This is a genomic window from Microbulbifer sp. ABF4_148 (assembly GCF_056158985.1).
The window spans coordinates 2878660-2897334 of record NZ_JBSWUI010000001.1; the positions used below are offsets into that span (position 1 = coordinate 2878660).

The window sequence follows — 18675 nt, forward strand, 5'->3', positions numbered from 1 at the left end:
CGGGGGCGTCACTCTTTCACACACAGCAGATGGACGTAGCGGGCCAATTGCCGATAAGGATCCACGCGGGAGAACTCCAGCTCTTTCTCAACAATGGCGCTCACGGGTAACTTCTCGCGAATCACCGGCGTCATGTAATCGTGAAAGCAACGGATGCCACTATGGGTCACCACACGAAAACCAGCCTCGGCCAACCACTCCCGCACCCACTCCAGCAATAAGGGGTTGTTCGGCGTCAGGCTCCCGGGATGCCCACTCCAGTCGGCGCTGTCCCGGTTGCGATCAAGCTGGCGAAAACTGCCCCGCTGTAACAGGCGAAACTCCAGCGACAAGCGATTGTAGAAGGTCAGCGACAGAAAGCCGCCGGTCGACAGCAGTTCAGCCAGCGATCGAATCGCAGCCCTGGGTTCGGCCAACCACTCCAGCACCGCATGGCACAGCAGGAGGTCAGCGCCCTGCAGCGCGTCCAGCTCAACGAGCCCCTGTAGAGGCTGCTGCTCGAAGCGCACACCGCTCACACCACGTTCAGCGGCAGCGTCTTTAGCCAGCTGGAGCATGTTTGCGGAGATATCCGCAATGGTCACCCGATGCCCGGCCTCCGCCAGATCCAGTGCAAACTGGCCCTGCCCGCCCCCGGCATCGATAATATTCAGAATGCCCGATTCGGGGTGAATGACCGGTGCCAGATCCCGGTTTAATACCGCAAGGCGAATGTCCCCCTTGAGCCCACCGTAGATGCGTTTGCGGAAACGTTCCGCCAGATCATCGAAATTGCGGTCACTCATTGGTTGCGCTGTGCCCCGCGTGGCGTTCGCGGTTCGAAGCCATCTTGCTCTCCACCGCCGCGCCCAAATCGACACCCAGCGTATCGCTGAGCTTGACCAGATACATCTGTATGTCGGCCAGCTCCTCACCGAGCGCGCTACGCTCGGTATCTGACAATCCCTGGAGTTCGTCGTCGCTGCGCCATTGAACCAGTCGCAACAGTTCGCCCACTTCCACCGTGAGCGCCATAGCCAGGTTTTTGGGCGTGTGCAGGCGACTCCAGTCGCGCGCCTCGGCGATCTGGTGAAACTCCGCAAGGATCTGCTGAACATTCATGTCTGAGGGCCTCCGGTGCCGCTATTGCTTTTCCCTGCGCGCGCCAAGGCTGCGTCCCTCTGCGGCCAGGATGACCTGCAGGGTTCTTGAGCGGAACTCACGCGAATAGAGCACCAGCGCGACGATTAAGTAACCAATGGTGAACAGGACCGGATGGATAAACCACGCCATGACCGACATGGCAAAGTAGAAGGAACGCAGCCCGTAGTTATAGCTGTGGCCGGCCTGATCAATCACCTTGGCGGTACCCACGGCAAAACGATGACGCTCTTCCTCGGTCGCCGTCTCGTCCGCGGTATTTGGCGCAGCGCCGATCAGCACATTGGCAAACGAGTACTGGCGCAGTGACCAGGTAAAATTGAAGAAGGCGAAAACAAAGATAAGGATCAGCAGAAGGATCTTGATCTCAAACTGTTCGACCGTAACCGTACTCGAGAATGGCAGCGTCCCCAGCAGGTCCACCGCAGTCTGGTTGGCCGCAAGTGCCGTAACGAGACCCGCGAGGATCAGGATGCTGGTAGAGGCAAAGAAGCCGATCACCCGTTCGAGGTTACCCAGGATCGTGACATCCTGAATGCGGACATCCCGTTCCAGCATGCGCAGCATCCATTCCACCCGATACCACTGCATAGAAGAAGCCAGGCACCAGGAGCGCTTGGCGATACGTCGGGCAAAGATGGTGTAACCACCCCAGGTGAGCAAAAAACCAGCCAAACTGGCGTAATCCATCCAGGTCAACGCGTGTCTCCGTTTTCGTCTACATTTACCCTGCTTCGGCAACCGGGTGTTGAGCGCAGTTTTTGCCCTGCCGGCGTCCATGTCAACACTGTTTTTCCGTATCACCGAAGCGTTAGAATAGCGCCCTCTTTGCACCGTCGACCGGCCTTGCACTGGCTTCACGGAGAATTCTATAAACCCCACGGAGTGTACCTTGAGCAACGCACATCCTGCTTTTGAGTTGGTTACCCGCGCAGAAATCGAGTCCTTAGGCGTACAGGTAGAAGAATACCGACATACCGCCACCGGCGCCCAGCACCTGCATATCGCTGCAGATAACCCCGAGAATGTCTTTCTCGTCGCACTGCGCACCGTGCCCCAGGACTCCACTGGCGTGGCTCACATCCTTGAGCACACCGCCCTGTGCGGGAGCGATAAATACCCGGTTCGCGATCCGTTCTTTATGATGATCCGGCGCTCACTGAATACGTTCATGAATGCGTTTACCAGCTCGGACTGGACCGCTTACCCGTTTGCCAGTGAAAACCGCAAGGACTTCGACAATCTGCTCGATGTCTATCTGGACGCGGTCTTCTTTGCGCGGCTGGACCCGCTGGATTTCGCGCAGGAAGGACATCGCCTCGAGTTCGCGGAGCCCGACAACCCCGACAGTGAACTGCTGTACAAGGGCGTCGTGTTCAACGAAATGAAGGGCGCAATGAGCTCCGTCAGCTCGCAACTGTGGCAAGCGCTCAGTAAATACCTGTTCCCGACAACCACGTACCACTACAACTCTGGCGGCGAGCCCGCGGATATTCCAAAGCTCAGTTACGAACAACTCAAGGCGTTTTACCGCACCCATTACCACCCCAGCAATGCCATTTTCATGACGTTCGGTGACATTCCTGCCGCGGAGCACCAGGCTGCCTTCGAAGAGCGCGCGCTGCACAAGTTCGAGCGTCTCAACAAGCAGATTAGTGTCGGCCGGGAAGACCGCTATCTTGCACCGGTGTCCGTTGAAGAGCGCTATCCGCTCAGCGAGGAAGGCGGCACCAGTGAAAAGACCCACATCGTGCTGGCCTGGCTGCTGGGAGACGTCACCGATCTGGAGGAAGCCCTGACAGCGCACTTACTGGCCGGTGTGCTGCTGGATAACAGCGCCTCGCCGATGATGAAGCTGCTGGAAACGACGGATCTGGGCACCTCCCCATCCCCTCTGCTGGGCCTGGATGACTCCCAGCGCGAGATGATGTTTGTCTGCGGTATTGAAGGTAGTGAACGAGATCGCGCCGACGCCCTGGAAAAACAGGTACTGGATGTTCTGCGTGACGTCGCCGAAAAAGGCGTGCCCTATGAACAGGTTGCCGCCAGCCTGCACCAGCTGGAACTCCAACAGCGCGAAATTGGCGGTGACGGTTATCCTTATGGCCTGCAGCTGATTCTGACGGCATTGACCGGCGCCACCCACCGCGGCGATGCCATTGGCCTGCTGAATATCGATGCCACGCTGGAGAAACTCCGCGAGCAAATCAAGGATCCCAAATTTATTGCCGACAAGGCTCGCTCCCTGCTGCTGGAAAACCAGCATCGGGTGCGCCTGATCCTCGCCCCCGACGACCAGCTGGCTGCCCGCAAAGACCAGGCGGAAAAAGAAGAGCTCGCCGGTATCAAGGCCGGACTGACTGAGGAGCAGAAGCAGCATATTGTGCAAACTGCCAAGGCGCTGCTCGATCGACAACAGCGTGAAGATGATCCCTCCATCCTGCCCAAGGTTGGTGTCGAAGACATCCCACCGGAACTGCGTCAGGTCGAAGGTCAGCAGGTCGAGCTGAATGGCTGTTCGCTGGACCGGTACAATGCCGGCACCAATGGGCTGGTTTACCAGCAGGCAATTTGCGCCCTGCCCGACCTGACCGAGGAGGAAAAGCAGCTACTGCCGTACTATTGCCAGACCCTTTGCGAAGTTGGCCTGGGTGACAAAGACTACCTGCAGGTGCAGCAATGGCAGGCGGAAGTCTGCGGTGCCCTGCATGGATTTACCAGCAGCCGTACCGGTATCGAAGATCTGAACCATCTGCAGGGACACTTCATCCTTTCGGGCAAAGCCCTGGCACGCAATCAGGCTGGCCTGTCCGAACTGATGCAAGCCACTCTCGAGCAGCCACGTTTTGACGAGTTACCCAGAATCCGGGAACTCTTTATGCAGACCCTCGCCCGGCGCGAACAGGGTATCGTCGGCAACGGACATGCACTCGCCATGTCAGCAGCCGGGGCCGGTTTCAGCCTGGCCGCCCATGAAGGGCACGCGACCGGCGGGCTACTGGGCCTGCGCCGACTGAAGGCACTGGTGAAATCTTTCGACGGTGATGGCCTGGAACAGGTGGCGCAGATCTTTAGCGCGATTCACCAGAAGATCGCCGGTGCACAGAAACGATTCCTGTTAATCGGCGAAGACGAACGACTGGATGCCTTCTCCAACTCCCTGAAACCCATGGCAACTGCAGGCCAGGCCTCTGATGGCGTCGATACGCGTGCCTTTAGCGCCGCGCCGACAAACCAGCTGTGGATGACCAACAGCCAGGTCAATTTCTGCGCGAAGGCCTATGCAACCGTTCCAATGACCCACCCGGATGCGGCACCTCTCGCAGTACTGGGCGGGTTCCTGCGTAATGGCTTCCTGCATCGTACGATTCGCGAGCAAGGGGGCGCCTACGGCGGTGGTGCGAGTCATGATTCCAACCTGGGTGTGTTCCGCTTCTATTCCTATCGCGATCCTCGTATGGCGGAAACACTGCAGGATTTTGATGCCTCTCTGGAATGGCTCGCAGGGGATAGCCATCAGGCGTCTCAGGTTGAAGAAGCCATCCTCGGGGTGGTCGGTGGACTGGACAAGCCCGGCTCACCGGCCGGAGAAGCCAAAAAGGCCTTCCATGCGGCGCTCTACGGTCGTACGCATGCCGTGCGCCAGGCATTCCGCCAACAGGTGACGCAGGTCACGCTGGAAGATCTGCAACGGGTAGCAGCCACCTACCTGCAGCCTCAAATGGCAGGCACTGCTGTGGTAACCGGTGCCCAGGGTCGCGACGCCGGCCTTGCACTGGGCCTGGAAGAAGAGACGCTGTAATAGCCGAGCGGAAGTATGAGCAAGCGCGACAGTATCTACGCAAACCCGCTCGGAGAAGTAGCGGGTTTTGCCTTTGACCAATCCGTTGTCGACGTATTCCCGGATATGATCCAGCGATCTGTGCCGGGCTACACCACGATCGTGGCCATGATCGGCACCCTGGCGGAACGCTACGCCCAGTCAGGCAGTCGCTGTTACGACCTGGGGAGTTCGCTGTGTGCTGCGACCCTGGCCATGCGACACCGGATTCCTGCCGCCAATGTCGAAATCGTCGCGGTCGACAACTCCCCCGCGATGGTGGAGCGCGCACGCACGGTGCTCGAAGCCGACAGCGGTCAGGTACCGGTGCAACTTATCTGCGATAACTTGCAGCAGGTACCTATCGAAAATGCCTCTGTGGTGGTACTGAATTTCACCCTGCAATTTATCCCTGTCTCCGAGCGCGTGGAAATTCTGAGTGCAATTTATCAGGGACTGCGGCCCGGCGGCGTGCTGATTCTCTCTGAGAAAGTATCGTTTTCGGATGCCCACCATCAGGAGCTCATGATCGACCTCCATCACTCGTTCAAGCGCGCCAACGGTTACAGTGACCTCGAAATCGCACAGAAGCGCACTTCACTGGAGAATGTCCTGATACCGGAAACGCTGCAGGAGCACCGCGAGCGATTACGCCAGGTTGGCTTCGACAGCGTCGATGTCTGGTTCCAGTGCTTTAACTTTGCCTCGATGATCGCCATCAAGACCGACGAGGCTGTGGCATGATCAATTACTCGAGCCTGTACCAGGGGCTGCAACACATCCCCCAGCTGCGATCCTGGCTGGCCACACTCCCCGCCCAAATCGCAGAGGGGTTAAGCCCCTCGCGCTGGGGTGATATGCCGGATTGGCAAGCGGCGCTGAATGCCCTGCCAAACCTCACCCCATCGTCGATAGAGTTAGCGGAGTCCGTACGCATCGGGCACACCGCAGATATTTCCGATGAACAGCGCGCGACACTGAAAGAACACCTGCGAGCACTGCATCCCTGGCGAAAAGGTCCCTGGGATGTTTTTGGCCTGCATATTGATACCGAATGGCGCTCGGACTGGAAATGGGACCGGGTACTGCCACATCTGGAATCCCTCGAGAATCGCCTGGTGCTCGATGTCGGTTGCGGCAACGGTTATCACTGTTGGCGACAGTACGGTGCTGGGGCGCGCCGGGTCATCGGGATCGACCCCTCGGCAAAATTTGTCGCGCAGTTTTATGCCCTGAAACGCTACCTGGGGCCGCACCGCCCCGTAGACCTTTTGCCCATTGGCATTGAAGCCCTGCCGCCCAGGCTGGAGGCCTTCGACACCACCTTTTCAATGGGCGTGCTCTATCATCGACGCTCGCCGATGGATCACCTGCGCGAGCTACGCGAGACCTTGCGTCCGGGCGGCCAGCTGGTTCTGGAGACCCTGGTGGTGGATGGCGAACTGGGTGACAGCCTCGTTCCGGAGGGGCGCTATGCCAAAATGCGTAATGTCTGGTTCCTGCCCAGCTGCGAGACGCTGGAAAGCTGGTTGCGCAAGTCAGGCTTCGTCAACCCGCGCACCGTGGATGTCGAGGTTACTTCAGTTGGCGAGCAGCGTCGGACCGACTGGATGCGTTTCGAATCGCTGCAGGATTTCCTCAGCGAGGATCAAGCGGCAACTGCGGAAGGTCACCCCCCGCCCAAGCGGGCCGTTTTGGTCGCAAATGCACCGTAGGTTGTTTCGTCCCCGCACCATTCACCAGCGTAAATTTCGCCTAATCCACTCCCCATAGCATTTCGTTCGGAATGACCCCGTCTATCTTGAATACGGGAAGTGATTGCGCCACTTTCCCGACAGTATCAGTAACGCCAGATGGCGCTGCGAGGTAGAGCGGGTAATGAGCATCAGTGTATTCGAGTTGTTCAAAATCGGGGTCGGGCCGTCCAGCTCCCATACCGTCGGCCCAATGGTTGCGGCACGTCAGTTTGTCATGGATCTCCAGCAACGCAGTTTACTCCGGCGAACCGAACGCGTGGAGATACACCTGTACGGCTCCCTGGCACTGACAGGTATTGGCCATGGCACCGATATGGCGGTGGTAATGGGGTTACTTGGCGAGCAGCCAGATACCATCGACGTCGACACTATCGACGATAAACTCGCCGATCTCGAGAACACTGGCCAACTGATGCTGAACGGCGTTCAGCCAGTGCCGTTTGAACACGATTCCTCATTGATATTTCACAATGAAGAGTTTCTCGAGCGCCACGCCAACGGGATGACCTGTCGTGCCTATCAGGGCCCCGAACTGATTTACCAGCAAAACTACTATTCCATTGGTGGTGGATTCGTTTTGTCAGAGGATGATTTTTCCCACAAAGAAGATATCGCCACCCTCCTCCCCTATGACTTTGACAGCGCCAGCGACCTGATGGAGGTGTGCGCCCAACATGGCTGGTCAATCGCTCGCCTGGCGCTCGAGAATGAAAAAGCCTACCGCTCGGAATCTGCGGTAAAGGAATCACTTTGGGCGATCTGGAAGGTTATGGATGCGTCGATCCAGCGAGGTTGTCGCCAGTATGGGCTCCTTCCGGGCGGACTCAAAGTCCGGCGTCGTGCGGCCGAGCTGTATGACGAGCTACGTAAACAAAGCACTGAGGAAAGGGACAAGGGGCTGGCAATTCTCGACTGGGTAAGTCTTTATGCGCTGGCCGTGAACGAAGAAAATGCAGCCCGGGGAAGAATTGTAACCGCACCCACCAATGGGGCGGCAGGCGTCATCCCTGCGGTCATTGCCTACTACGTGAACTTTGTCCACGATCCGCAACAGCATGGTGAGCTCCGCGATCAGGTCGTTAAATTCCTGCTAACCGCGGGCGCCATCGGGATGCTGTTCAAGAAGAATGCCTCAATCTCTGCCGCAGAAGTCGGATGCCAGGGCGAGATTGGCGTCGCCTGCTCTATGGCATCAGCGGGACTCGCAGCCGTGCAAGGCGGCAGTAATCTGCAGATTGAAAATGCGGCTGAGATTGGTATGGAACACAACCTGGGACTCACCTGTGATCCCATCGGGGGACTGGTTCAGGTGCCCTGTATCGAACGCAACACCATGGGAGCGGTGAAAGCCATCAATGCAGCGCGACTGGCGCTACGCGGAGACGGCGAGCATATCGTGCCGCTCGATAGTGTCATCGAAACCATGCGCCAAACCGGCATCGACATGCAGAGCAAGTACAAGGAAACTTCCCTGGGAGGCCTGGCGGTTAACGCAGTCAACTGCTGATTGCGCCGATACCGCTCTCCGACTTTCCCCTCAGCCGGGAACACCATGCTTGGTGTAGATATCAAAGCGGCCGGACTTCCCCTCCAGGGATAAGCTGGGCTTCCGCCCCGCAAGAAACGGGGCCTGCCGCGGCCGCTTTACAACGGTACGGTAATAGCACGCCGTCAACGCGGGCTCGAGCAGTCGATCGGCATCGTCGTCCGTGCCGACCAGATGGTGAAACGCGACCATTTCCTTCTTTACTTTGGCGGTCTTTTCTCGCGAGGGGAACATCGGATCGAGATAGACCACCGGTACAGACGCTTCCGCTTGTCCGCGCAGCCAGTCCTCCGAAGTCACCTGCTCTTCCAGCAGCGACAGCTTCACGGAGATCGCCGCGAGCTCGCTGTCGTCCGCAGCCGCCGCTCGCAGACGCCGTAAACCGTCCTGTAACAGCACGCGGACCACGGGATTTCTTTCGAGCATCTGTACCTCACACCCGAGCGAGGCAAGGACAAAGGCATCCCGCCCGAGGCCTGCTGTGCCATCAAAGACACGCGGAAGGAAACCGCCGCGAATCCCGACGGCCTTGGCAATCTGCTGGCTTTTTCCGCCGCCAAAGCGACGACGGTGTGCCAGAGCACCGCCGACAAAGTCGACGAATACGGGCCCGGGCGCTTTTCGGCCGGTGGCGCACAGCGCAATCCGCTCACCAACGGCAATCACCTGAGCGGGTTCTGTCAGCGCTGAAGGTGGAGAAATACCGACAAACGGCAGGCCCAGGGCTTCCGCCAAGTTGCTGGCCTGCTGCTGGTAATAATCGCTGTCGGCGACGACCGCTAGATTCTGGGACACTAGACATTCAAATCGATGAGGACTTCGCGGAGCATTCTATGGCGCGCGCCGAGAAAATTCGACTCATTGGAGAAAATTACCGGAAGCCGTTATCGAGACACGCTCCGGAAGCGCAATTCAGGGGTCAGCAGCGTCCCATCAATAACCGGGTTCAGCCCGGTGTCGACAACCAGCCCAACGCTTCCTGCTCTTCGTCGCTGGGAAACGGCCTGACCTCAGCGCCGACAAAATGGCCGACGATACGCGGCATGAATTTGAGCAGACTCTCATCGGACACAACGGCGACTTTTCGAATATGACGATGATGGTTGCGGACAAAACGAAGATGATCCATCAAGGCCGAAAAGCTCTTCCAACCAGGAAAATCGGTAGCAACGATCATCAGACCGCTGAGGCTGCCGTCCTCTGCGATTACCGGATCCACCTGGGCGGCAAGCGATGAGAAGTCCTCTTCCGACAATGGGGCGAGCGGATGCACCACCAGAATGTCGTGATTATGGTTCCAGCGATGTTCAATCATTTCAAACCCCGAAACGAATAGAACCGCTGCAGAGACAACTTTGCAGCGGTTCTTTTCAGTCTAGACAAGCGCGGCGTTAGTTACCTCCGGATTCCTCGTCCTTTTTGTCCTTCATCTTGTCGACTTCTTCGTCGGCCTTGTTCATCAAATCTTCAGCCGCTTTCTTTGTATCTTCGGCGCCATCCTCGATGGCACGCTTGGTCGCATCCGCACCGTCTTCCACTGCGCGCTTGGTGGCGTCCACCGCGTCATCAGCGGCGCCGGCGGCGGACTCGGCCGCGCCCTCCACTTTGTCCCGCATAGACTCAGACTGAGGAGGCGTCGTCTCGGGAGTTTCCGGCTGTGGAGGAGGCGTCGCACCAGGTGTCGTACCCATGCCATCCGGGGTCGGAGAACCGGTGTCTGGGGGCGTCTGGCTTTCCATCGACTCGTTCTTCGGTGAATCCAGCGAGTCGTACGCGTCCTTGGCGGTCTGATCACCACCACGGGACATAAACCATCCAATGATCAACAGCAGAATGATTAACGGGATAAGTAGTCTGGCCATATCAATACCTCTCTGGCCCTGCACGCGCTGGGCGATATCCGGGAGAACAAGATGTCGGGGCGCCGCCAGCCGGGGATCGGCCCTTCACGACCCTGGTTTTTGATGCCAGCTGCTCCAGGCCCGAAAGCTTAAGACGATGCCGACGCCAATATTGATAAGAATAATCCGCCAACGCCGTTCTTCAAGGAACAACGTTCCCCTTATCAAGTTCAGATTGACGTATCGGGAGCGGTTTTTAAAACCATAAGTTGTATAGCCCGCAGAAAAGCGGACTGGAGAGGTGTTAGCGTGGTCGAACGAAGTATCCGCAATGCACCATAACAACGGTGTTTTAGCCCTGCTTCTGAATCTGCTCCAGCTGTGACAGGAGAGGCGCCGCCTCTTGCTCGGGTACGGCTTCCTCGCAGCTTGCAACCTGCAAGCGACCGTAACTGTCTGGACTGGCAAAGATCAGGTAGCGTCCGCCTTTTGACAGTTTCTCTTCACACGCTTCGATACCGATACGGAAGGCCATGGTTTTGGAGACCTCCCCCTTCCAGACCTGATGGGATACGCCAGAGTAGACATAGCCCTGTATCGCGACCATTCCCAGCTCCGACAGCGCGTTGTCCACCTGTCGGTGCACTGCTGAAATCTGTACCTGCGCAACCACTGCGGCGCGCTGATAACGTTCTGCCAACAAGGCGTCACTACTCGACGCAATAACCGGGCTGACGGACAAAAGCAAAACCACCACGGTGACCCCGCGGCCTATCGCTTTTCTCAAGGCGCCAATATAGGTGTCGTCCATTTTTGAGCCTCCTGCATCGTGCCCTTCGATCGTGACTTCTGATGATCGCCGTTGAATGGGATTCGACAAAAAAAAGGGGCACTGTTGTGCCCCTTTTTTTCTCACATTATTTGAGCGGTAGCAACTCCAGCTCTACGCGACGATTCGCCTGACGGCCCGAATCGGAATCGTTCGTGGCGATAGGGTAGCGCTCGCCATAGCCAACTGCCTGCAGACGACCAACGGCGATGCCGCGATCACCAAAGAATCCTGCGACAGAATTCGCGCGACGCTCACTCAGGGTCTGGTTAGTGACGTCAGAACCAGTCGAGTCAGTATGACCGCTGATGCGAATTGCAGTCTGATCAAACTCTTTCAGCACCAGGCTGACGGAATCGAGGGTCGGATAGAAATCCTGGCGGATATCAAAACGATTTGTGGCAAAGGTGATATTACCCGGCATGATCAGGCGGATATTGTCGCCTTCACGCTGAACACGGACACCGGTTCCCTCAAGACGCTGGCGCAGGGCCGCTTCCTGACGATCCATGTAATAACCGATACCACCGCCAATCGCAGCACCACCCACTGCGCCAGTCAGAGCGCCTTTCTTACGATCTTTCTTGCTGGCTGTCGCCGCGCCAATAATCGCGCCCGCAACGGCTCCTGCGCCGGCGCCCTTGGCGGCATTGCTGGTCTTGCTTTCGCCAGTATAAGGATCCAGGGTGGTACAACCAGCCAGGGAAGTGACGGCAAGAATAGCGACCCATTTTTTCATAAAAGCTTCTCCTAAATGCTTTCGGGAAGGTGTTTTTACTTTTGACGGAATTCCAAGCCCCATCGCCTTGATCAGCATGGTGCCGTAATTTACCTGTCCAGAACCTGAACCAGGCCATCAATGGCTGCGAAGGGTATGCGGAAATGAACACATCGTCTACGGCCTGCCGCACACAATCCCATCACCTGAACCATGAAAGTTCATCGGGCCCAACCAGAGGCTTGCGCGACCTCCCTATGGACAGGTGTCACATTGCCCGGTTCAGTGAAGGTCTGTAAAGTCTTCCACAAGTTCTGTGGATAACTCTGTGCACGAATGGCTCAAAGACAGCGCGAAACGGCGACAACCCTAGTAAACAGCACATTGCGCACTTTTTAACCTCTACATTTTTCCCTTAAAAAACAATAGGTTAAAGCTATTCAATTCTTTTGCGTACCAAATGAACGCGGCTGAGCAAACCTCCATGGCGACTGCAAAGACATGTGGAAAAAAATTGTCAATAGCCACAAGGTCCATTTAATCGCAATTGGGGAAGAAAAATACGCCAAGCTTTGTGACGCATCCAAATCCTCCTTGTCCACGCGGAAAAAGTCGCCAGCACGACGCCGAAATTTACTCGGTCGATCACGCTGCCGTTCAAAAGCCCGTCAGTAGTGCGGCGGCTTTTCGTCTGTCCCCTTCCCTGCGCCCTGCATTTCATACACAAGATCCTGGTATTTTCCTCCCAGTTCACGGAGACGGGAAACCAATTCGCGAATATTGGCATCCTGCGTGGCAATCACGTCATTTAACTGGGCGAGCGTATGCTCCTGAAACGCAACCCGACTCTCAAGCTCCTGCACCCGCTCCTCGAGCGCGCTATACCGTGCCGGCTCCACCGGCGCTGCAGCTGGTGGTGGCAGATCCTCTTTACTCATGACAGCAACCCGTATAATTGATTCACCAGAGCAACCGCACGACGATCCATGAAGAGGCTCTGTCCCATTCTGGTTGAAACATAGCCAAAGCCCAGCTCCCGCTCCGGATCGCCGAACCCGACACTGCCACCCGCGCCCGGATGGCCAAATCCACGTTCGCCACCAAATTTCAGATCCGCCGCGCGCCCACTACGAATAAATCCGGCAGCAAACGCAACGTCTGCCTGCAGAATCGCGTCGTGATCCGCACTCTGCACCTTCAGGGCCTCGTCGCGTAGCGCCAAACTCAGCAGTGTCGGTGACTCCGAAGCGAGATCGGCATAGACCTTCGCCAGATCAGAAGCGCAGAAATGTCCATTGGCCGCCGGTATCAGTGCGCCACGCCAATCATCCCCGTTGTTCCCCATCATCAGGCTCATCGGATTGGTAAAGGCCATGGCCACAGGACCATTGCGATCCGACTTGATCGAATGCCCAACGGCGTTTTCACGCAACTCCGGGAGAGGCTTCTTCAGGGGCGCAACATCGGCAATTCGCGTTGAGCGATGGCCTTGGGCACCAAAACCACCGGCAAGCGCATGGGGCGTTGCGACATGCTCGCGGTAAAGATCCTGCAGGGGTCGCTTCGCGACGCGCTCTACCAGGCCGCCTAGGGCCCAGCCGTACAGGAAAGGTGCATAGCCCTGGCGAGTCCCCGGGGACCACCAGGGTGCCGTTGCGGCGACCGTGCGACATGCTTCAGGCCAGTCAAAAATCAGCTTGTCGGCAACGCGCTCTTTAAACGCAATCAGTCCCGAGCGATGACACAGTAACTGCCGTGCCGTGATCGACTGCTTGCCTTCAGCGGCAAATTCCGGCCAGTAGTCTGCAACAGGCCGGTCGAGATCCAGTGTGCCTGCATCCACCTGCTGCAATACCAGTAACGCGAGTATGCCTTTGGAGGTCGAAAAGACATTGGCCAGGGTATCTTCAGTAAAGGGCACTTCGCCCTGACGATCGGCCATTCCCGCCCAAAGAGAGACGATCAGTTCACCATGCTGGCAAACGGCAAAGGAAGCCCCCGTGTCGCCGTGACTGCGAAAGTTTTCCGCAAACGTATCGTAAAGGACTTCAAAGCCCGGGGCGCAGTGACCATAAATCTCCATGGGGGGTTCCTACCGTCAAATCGAGGCGCAAGGGTAGTTTCTTCCCCTGTAGAGCGCAAATGGTTAGCATGGCGCTTTGCACAAGAAGCCAAGGTTCCAATAGAGAAACGCCAATGAACGCCTCCCCAGCCATTCAAGACCAGATCCCGGGAAATCATTGTTTCGGGTGCGGCCCCGGCAATCAGCAGGGCCTGAGGATCAAGAGCTATTGGATCGATAGTGATCGCACCCGCTGCGAGTTTATCCCCGCCGCTCACCACTGTGCCGGCCCCACCCAATATCTCAATGGCGGCATTATCGCGACGGTTATTGATTGCCATACCGTTTGCACAGCGATCGCAGATGGCTACCTGCAGTCAGGCCAGGACGTCGGACAGGGGAATAAAATCTGGTATGCGACCGGCAAACTCGACGTGCAGTATCGCGCGCCTGCTGCCATTGACGCGCCCGTAGAACTCGAAGCGCAGATCCTTGAGCGTGGCCCCAGAAAAACGGTGTTGCACTGCACGCTGATCAGTCGCGGCGTTATCTGCGCAACAGCCGATGTGGTTGCTGTCCGCGTGCCAGATAACTGGTAGGCATCCTATGCCTATTGGAGGCAGCGAGCCGGGCTATTCCGGTAACGAGCCGTCCGGCCCGAGCTCGGCCAACTTATAGCCACAATACCGGCAATACTCAGCATCCGCATCATGCCCTGCCCGGCTACAGTTATCACAGCGGATCAACGACCGTTCGCGCCCCAGCTCGCTCGCCAGCTCCGCCGTAACAATCCCGGTCGGCACCGCAATAATGGAGTAGCCGATCAGCATCGCCAGGGATGCCAGGGCCTGCCCAAGGGGTGTCTCTGGCGTGATATCACCATATCCCACCGTCGTTACCGTGACGATACTCCAGTAGACGCTCTGCGGGATACTGGTAAACCCGTGCTTGGGGCCTTCAACCATGAACATCAACGCGCCCATGATGACGCATAACACCAACATGCTGGAATAAAACACAAAAATCTTACGACGGGATTGCCAGAGTGCGCGCATCAGCAAATTGGCATCGCGCAGATAACGCACGAGTTTGAGAACCCGGAATACACGCAGCACCCTGAGCAGGCGAATCACCAACAAATATCCGGCGCCGGTATAAATCAAAGCCAGGTAGCTGGGTAGGATGGCAAGCAGGTCAACGAGACCAAAGAAACTGAAAATGTACTTGCGCCGGTCTATTGCACAATAAATACGCAATAGATATTCGACCGTAAACAGACCGGTGAAAAACCATTCCAGTACAAAGAGGATATGTCCGTAGTGCCCGGAAATCTTTTCTACTGACACCAGTAGCACCAGCGCCACACTGATCACAATAGCCCAGATCAAAAAGACATCAAACGCCTTGCCAAGCGGCGTTTCCGTCCCAAAAATCACCTCGTTCAGCCACTTGCGGCTTCCAGTCAGCGCCATAATTTCCTCCTCAGGCACCGGGTGACTATATCGCCTCTTCCCCTGCCACGACAAATCCGCGGGCCCGGTAGACCACCCCCTTTGGGACTGACAATCCTGCGTCTATGCAAACGTGGTAACCAGATCCGGTTCGCAGTAGTCTTAGCGCCCCAAACGTTCTTTCCCGGAGCATCTGATATGGCGAAGCAGCGAAACCTGGTTTATTCCACAGACCGTGGACGTGTAACACAAGACAAGCCGGTGGAGACTCGCCGTGAGGGCGATGGAGTGATTCGCATCCAACGCGAAACCAAAGGAAGAAAAGGCAAAGGGGTCACTACGGTACGCGGGCTGCCAGGCACTGATGCCGAGCTCAAACTGCTCCTCGCCGAAATGAAAAAGCGCTGCGGATGTGGAGGTGCCCTGAAAGACGGGATTATCGAAATTCAGGGCGACAAACGCGAGGAACTCAAAGCGCTGCTGGAGGCAAAATCCTTTAAAGTGAAATTTGCCGGCGGCTAACCGCCGACCTGCTCGCCCCTGCTGCCCGAGCGGAACGCCAGGCGAGCGCGATTTCGCTCGCCGGGCTCAAGGGAAAACGGTTAACTCGCCTCCTGAACAGGGAATGGCGCAGCGAGCCGTAAGGGACGCACTTTTATGGACTGCTCATGGTCCATGCACAACCGCATCAGGTCGCCCAGTTCTACTTCATAACTATTCCAAACCGCCATCCAGAGGCTGGTGCAACGGCGCACCAGGTCTTCGACCACCGCTGTCGCCTTTCTACGACCGGGCGGCAAACTTACAAATTCTTTCAGGCTATCGCCGACCCGGCTGGATACCGTCTCAGCCAATCCGGCACTGCGCAGCAACGCGCAATGCTCGACATGCCCCAGTGCCGCCACCAGCTCCTGAGCCAACATCTGGCAAATCTTGTCAATCACAGGACGCGCCCCGTCATCCATCGCACCGCGATCCAGCGCTGCGGACAGCGCGTCGCCAAAATGGCGCGCCTTGCGCAACCTTGTGGCCAGCGGAAGGTACGCCTGAAGCCGCTCCCAACTACTGCGGGCCGACATTTTTTGGGCGGGTGGCATCTCCTGAATAACCCGCTCGATGCGCAGGGCAAATACCGAGAATACCCGCTCACTCTGTTGGCGAATGACGTCCAGTTGGGCCTGGGTATCTCGTTGCGACTCATCCGCGGCCGTCACCGTATCTCCGCTCAGCAGGTAGGTCCGCGCATCCACCGATTGGTGTGCTCGGATCAATGATCGCCCAATCAGCTGAATCGCTGTACGGGACTCCAGATCTTCGATCCTTACCAGCTGTTCCCGCAAGTCAACCAAACCACCTCTGAGCCAATCGATGCACCCCTGTAAGTCCAACCCGTCAAACTGTTCGCCTACGGGCAGTGTCAGCCCAAGGTAGTCTTTCGGGACAACACCATTGAAGTATTCATGGATTGCCGCACGCGCGTCAGCTAAGCCACTGTTGTTGGAAAGCAGCTGGTCATTCGGTACCGGGGTCAGCCCGCCTTCGACCGACACACTCATCTCGCGAGCCAGTCCGGGTAGATCGGCAAAGAGCTTGTGCACAGAAAACTCCGCACTGAGTTGTGCAGGCTCTCCCATCGCCTCAGCGAGCGATGCACGTTGTCCGTCCATGCCCTGGTCGCGATCCCAGACATCGTTGGGCATCGCCATGGATTCTTCGATATTGGAGCGCGTCTCCTCATCCAGGGATGAGAGCACCTGGCGAATGGCAAATGGCACATTCTCGAGACACTGTCCCGCCACAGCGGCCTCCCGCTCGACTTCACGGACCACCAGGGCTGCGTGCGCCATTTGTTGCCACTGCAGCGCAAAACCTGCGACCTGCTCACTGCCGATGACTCGCGCAACACTCCGATCCGCAATGCCTTGTAATCGCTGCGCAGACGGTGCTGCGAGCGTTCGATGGAGTTGCCCCAGACGCTCGAAAACCGGAACGACGGCGCGCCCAAGGACCTTGAAAACGCCCATTGGCAGATGGGTAGCGCCGCTATGTGTAGACGAGTCTCCATCCGCGCCGAGCGCAATCGCTTCGCTGTCCAGGGCCTCCGGGATGAGCTGAAGACGTCGGTCAGTCTCGAACACCAGCCAGTGACAGACCCGCTGGAGCCGACTGCCACAGGTCGTTAAAGCGTGTGCAAACAGAGCCATCAGTTCGCGCCCTCCGAGCGCAGTCACTGCGCCCAGACCGAGCTGCACATTCACATTTTTGCCCAGTGCATCTCGCAATTGACGATCACTGACCGAAACCGTTGCTGTCGACAACAGGCGCACCGAAGTAACGACTGGAAGACCAAGGCGTTCGCAAAGCTTATCCAGCAGGAGAAAGACCCCCGGGGCCTCTTTACGCTGCAGCTCGCGCTGTTGTCCCCGCTCTTCGGCATCGACGTGATTCAATTTCGCCGCGAGGATGAATGGCAATGGAAGAAACATCACTACCAGTGCCGAAAGCAGCAAGGACAGTGCGAAGCCCACAGCACTGGTGAGCTGAAAACCACTCGCGATAGTGACGGCTACGAGTTCCTGTCCGGCCATGAGGATATTGGAGATGGCGATCAGTAGCAGTCCGAACAACACGAGCGGGATCAACAATGCAGGGAGCATCGCTCCGAACAATTGCAACCTGTCCGCGGTACTCCCAACGGTGGGATGCGCCGGTTGCCTGGAGAACAGTGCAGCAATCTGAGCACGCGCGGTCGAGTCGCTGCCAGATTTTGCGGATGGCTGGCTGACCTTCTCAACAGGGCCAGACTGATCGCGCTGTTCACCGGCGGGCTCTGCCGCTTTTTCACGTTTGAGCGGGGTCGCAGCGACAACCTTTGGCTCTGCGGGTGATTGGCTGGGGGCACTGCTATCAATGTTTGCAGCCTGCGGGGCGCCGGTGTCCTGGCTATCTCCCTTCGCGCTGGTCTCTTTGCCGGACTCCTTGCGGCGCTGCGCATAGCGAATCCGCGCCAGCATGGCTTCATTGCTGTACTTTCCGGCCGGGAAGACCTCAACGCGCAGACCAATTTTTTGCAGCCGGGACTGATAGCCGATGACTTCACGAGAGGTCATCTTGTCACGAATCACCCACCCTTTTAGCAGCAGGCGACGAGCCTGCGCCTGCGCAATCCCAAAGGCTTTCATCGCGTCGGCCAGCACGCGGTCTGTTGTCAAAGAACGTAACGTCTTTCCCGATGAAACGATCTGGAACAATTCCTGAGAAGCCATGTTTCCAACTCCAGGGCAGTCGTTGGTGATTTTCAGATGAGAGGACTGCCGGTGCGCAAGCCTAATACAGCCGCCAGCAAGCTCGATGGGCACTGGTTCTCAGGTCGAAGGGGTAATTACGCGCCAGCTGTCAAAATCACGCACATCGCACGCTGGCGGCGAGATCAGCGACACAGCGCAAATGTGCGGCGCTTAACAATTGAATAAATTTTGTTCGGGAGTGGGAACGCGAGCCGGGCTTGCAC

General features: G+C 57.4%; 18 protein-coding genes. 6 read left to right on the forward strand and 12 right to left on the reverse strand.

What is annotated here, in order from left to right:
* Nucleotides 1-8: 8 nt before the first annotated feature.
* From ACXAD0_RS12610 to ACXAD0_RS12620, 3 genes are read right to left on the reverse strand one after another with little or no spacing between them, the layout of a single operon-like run.
* Nucleotides 9-785, reverse strand: a complete 777-nt coding sequence (locus ACXAD0_RS12610) for a methyltransferase domain-containing protein (protein WP_475088815.1) — start codon at nt 783-785, stop codon at nt 9-11.
* Nucleotides 778-1101 (reverse strand): nucleotide pyrophosphohydrolase, encoded by a 324-nt coding sequence (locus ACXAD0_RS12615; protein ID WP_475088817.1) that lies wholly within the window; start codon nt 1099-1101, stop codon nt 778-780. The genes ACXAD0_RS12610 and ACXAD0_RS12615 overlap by 8 nt, the downstream gene beginning before the upstream one ends.
* A 21-nt stretch (nt 1102-1122) precedes the next feature.
* Nucleotides 1123-1830: a DUF599 domain-containing protein gene (locus ACXAD0_RS12620; RefSeq protein WP_475090385.1), complete on the reverse strand. Its 708-nt coding sequence runs from the start codon at nt 1828-1830 to the stop codon at nt 1123-1125.
* Between the two features lie 202 nt (nt 1831-2032).
* On the opposite strand from ACXAD0_RS12620, the gene ACXAD0_RS12625 reads away from it, so the two are divergent.
* The 4 genes from ACXAD0_RS12625 to ACXAD0_RS12640 all read left to right on the forward strand — a co-directional run bounded on the left by ACXAD0_RS12625 (nt 2033) and on the right by ACXAD0_RS12640 (nt 8224).
* Nucleotides 2033-4942, forward strand: a complete 2910-nt coding sequence (locus tag ACXAD0_RS12625) for an insulinase family protein (protein WP_475088818.1) — start codon at nt 2033-2035, stop codon at nt 4940-4942.
* Nucleotides 4943-4957: 15 nt separating this feature from the next.
* Complete coding sequence (cmoA, locus tag ACXAD0_RS12630; protein WP_475088820.1) at nt 4958-5704, forward strand: carboxy-S-adenosyl-L-methionine synthase CmoA; 747 nt, start codon at nt 4958-4960, stop codon at nt 5702-5704.
* The gene (cmoB, locus tag ACXAD0_RS12635) at nt 5701-6675 is read left to right on the forward strand and encodes a tRNA 5-methoxyuridine(34)/uridine 5-oxyacetic acid(34) synthase CmoB (RefSeq protein ID WP_475088822.1); all 975 of its coding nucleotides are present in this window, start codon (nt 5701-5703) and stop codon (nt 6673-6675) included. The genes cmoA and cmoB overlap by 4 nt, the downstream gene beginning before the upstream one ends.
* Nucleotides 6676-6838: 163 nt before the next feature.
* Complete coding sequence (locus ACXAD0_RS12640; protein WP_475088824.1) at nt 6839-8224, forward strand: L-serine ammonia-lyase; 1386 nt, start codon at nt 6839-6841, stop codon at nt 8222-8224.
* A gap of 30 nt (nt 8225-8254) precedes the next feature.
* Here ACXAD0_RS12640 and ACXAD0_RS12645 read toward each other — a convergent pair whose 3' ends face one another.
* From ACXAD0_RS12645 to ACXAD0_RS12675, 7 genes are all read right to left on the reverse strand, one after another.
* On the reverse strand, nt 8255-9058 hold the full coding sequence (locus ACXAD0_RS12645; protein ID WP_475088826.1) for a class I SAM-dependent methyltransferase: 804 nt from the start codon (nt 9056-9058) through the stop codon (nt 8255-8257).
* 151 nt (nt 9059-9209) lie between these two features.
* Entirely contained in the window at nt 9210-9578 is a 369-nt protein-coding gene (locus ACXAD0_RS12650) for a SpoIIAA family protein (RefSeq protein WP_475088827.1), read from the reverse strand.
* A gap of 76 nt (nt 9579-9654) precedes the next feature.
* The gene (locus ACXAD0_RS12655; RefSeq protein ID WP_475088828.1) at nt 9655-10125 is read right to left on the reverse strand and encodes a hypothetical protein; all 471 of its coding nucleotides are present in this window, start codon (nt 10123-10125) and stop codon (nt 9655-9657) included.
* Between the two features lie 331 nt (nt 10126-10456).
* A complete protein-coding gene (locus tag ACXAD0_RS12660; protein ID WP_475088829.1) occupies nt 10457-10915 on the reverse strand; it encodes a hypothetical protein in 459 nt (152 codons plus the stop codon).
* Nucleotides 10916-11021: 106 nt separating this feature from the next.
* Nucleotides 11022-11672: a YiaD family glycine zipper/OmpA-like lipoprotein gene (locus tag ACXAD0_RS12665; RefSeq protein ID WP_475088830.1), complete on the reverse strand. Its 651-nt coding sequence runs from the start codon at nt 11670-11672 to the stop codon at nt 11022-11024.
* Between the two features lie 647 nt (nt 11673-12319).
* A complete protein-coding gene (locus tag ACXAD0_RS12670; RefSeq protein WP_475088831.1) occupies nt 12320-12589 on the reverse strand; it encodes a SlyX family protein in 270 nt (89 codons plus the stop codon).
* The gene (locus tag ACXAD0_RS12675) at nt 12586-13734 is read right to left on the reverse strand and encodes a serine hydrolase domain-containing protein (protein ID WP_475088832.1); all 1149 of its coding nucleotides are present in this window, start codon (nt 13732-13734) and stop codon (nt 12586-12588) included. The genes ACXAD0_RS12670 and ACXAD0_RS12675 overlap by 4 nt, the downstream gene beginning before the upstream one ends.
* 113 nt (nt 13735-13847) lie before the next feature.
* Here ACXAD0_RS12675 and ACXAD0_RS12680 point away from each other — a divergent pair, with 113 nt between their 5' ends.
* Nucleotides 13848-14312 (forward strand): PaaI family thioesterase, encoded by a 465-nt coding sequence (locus tag ACXAD0_RS12680; RefSeq protein WP_475088833.1) that lies wholly within the window; start codon nt 13848-13850, stop codon nt 14310-14312.
* A gap of 33 nt (nt 14313-14345) precedes the next feature.
* Here the strand turns inward: ACXAD0_RS12680 and ACXAD0_RS12685 are convergent, their stop codons facing one another.
* A complete protein-coding gene (locus ACXAD0_RS12685; RefSeq protein WP_475088834.1) occupies nt 14346-15185 on the reverse strand; it encodes an ion transporter in 840 nt (279 codons plus the stop codon).
* Nucleotides 15186-15362: 177 nt separating this feature from the next.
* Here ACXAD0_RS12685 and yciH point away from each other — a divergent pair, with 177 nt between their 5' ends.
* Entirely contained in the window at nt 15363-15686 is a 324-nt protein-coding gene (gene yciH / locus ACXAD0_RS12690; protein ID WP_475088835.1) for a stress response translation initiation inhibitor YciH, read from the forward strand.
* An 80-nt stretch (nt 15687-15766) separates the two neighbouring features.
* On the opposite strand, the gene ACXAD0_RS12695 is transcribed toward yciH, so the two are convergent.
* Nucleotides 15767-18430: a hypothetical protein gene (locus ACXAD0_RS12695; protein ID WP_475088836.1), complete on the reverse strand. Its 2664-nt coding sequence runs from the start codon at nt 18428-18430 to the stop codon at nt 15767-15769.
* Between the last annotated feature and the right edge of the window lie 245 nt (nt 18431-18675).

Excerpts from the sequence above, each read along its gene's own strand:
- ACXAD0_RS12640 (WP_475088824.1), top strand. The coding sequence starts at position 6,839 with ATGAGCATCAGTGTATTCGAGTTGTTCAAAATCGGGGTCGGGCCGTCC.
- ACXAD0_RS12650 (WP_475088827.1), bottom strand. The coding sequence starts at position 9,578 with ATGATTGAACATCGCTGGAACCATAATCACGACATTCTGGTGGTGCAT.
- ACXAD0_RS12685 (WP_475088834.1), bottom strand. The coding sequence starts at position 15,185 with ATGGCGCTGACTGGAAGCCGCAAGTGGCTGAACGAGGTGATTTTTGGG.
- ACXAD0_RS12615 (WP_475088817.1), bottom strand. The coding sequence starts at position 1,101 with ATGAATGTTCAGCAGATCCTTGCGGAGTTTCACCAGATCGCCGAGGCG.
- ACXAD0_RS12655 (WP_475088828.1), bottom strand. The coding sequence starts at position 10,125 with ATGGCCAGACTACTTATCCCGTTAATCATTCTGCTGTTGATCATTGGA.
- ACXAD0_RS12665 (WP_475088830.1), bottom strand. The coding sequence starts at position 11,672 with ATGAAAAAATGGGTCGCTATTCTTGCCGTCACTTCCCTGGCTGGTTGT.
- ACXAD0_RS12695 (WP_475088836.1), bottom strand. The coding sequence starts at position 18,430 with ATGGCTTCTCAGGAATTGTTCCAGATCGTTTCATCGGGAAAGACGTTA.
- ACXAD0_RS12620 (WP_475090385.1), bottom strand. The coding sequence starts at position 1,830 with ATGGATTACGCCAGTTTGGCTGGTTTTTTGCTCACCTGGGGTGGTTAC.
- ACXAD0_RS12610 (WP_475088815.1), bottom strand. The coding sequence starts at position 785 with ATGAGTGACCGCAATTTCGATGATCTGGCGGAACGTTTCCGCAAACGC.
- ACXAD0_RS12670 (WP_475088831.1), bottom strand. The coding sequence starts at position 12,589 with ATGAGTAAAGAGGATCTGCCACCACCAGCTGCAGCGCCGGTGGAGCCG.
- ACXAD0_RS12675 (WP_475088832.1), bottom strand. The coding sequence starts at position 13,734 with ATGGAGATTTATGGTCACTGCGCCCCGGGCTTTGAAGTCCTTTACGAT.
- cmoA (WP_475088820.1), top strand. The coding sequence starts at position 4,958 with ATGAGCAAGCGCGACAGTATCTACGCAAACCCGCTCGGAGAAGTAGCG.
- cmoB (WP_475088822.1), top strand. The coding sequence starts at position 5,701 with ATGATCAATTACTCGAGCCTGTACCAGGGGCTGCAACACATCCCCCAG.
- yciH (WP_475088835.1), top strand. The coding sequence starts at position 15,363 with ATGGCGAAGCAGCGAAACCTGGTTTATTCCACAGACCGTGGACGTGTA.
- ACXAD0_RS12660 (WP_475088829.1), bottom strand. The coding sequence starts at position 10,915 with ATGGACGACACCTATATTGGCGCCTTGAGAAAAGCGATAGGCCGCGGG.
- ACXAD0_RS12680 (WP_475088833.1), top strand. The coding sequence starts at position 13,848 with ATGAACGCCTCCCCAGCCATTCAAGACCAGATCCCGGGAAATCATTGT.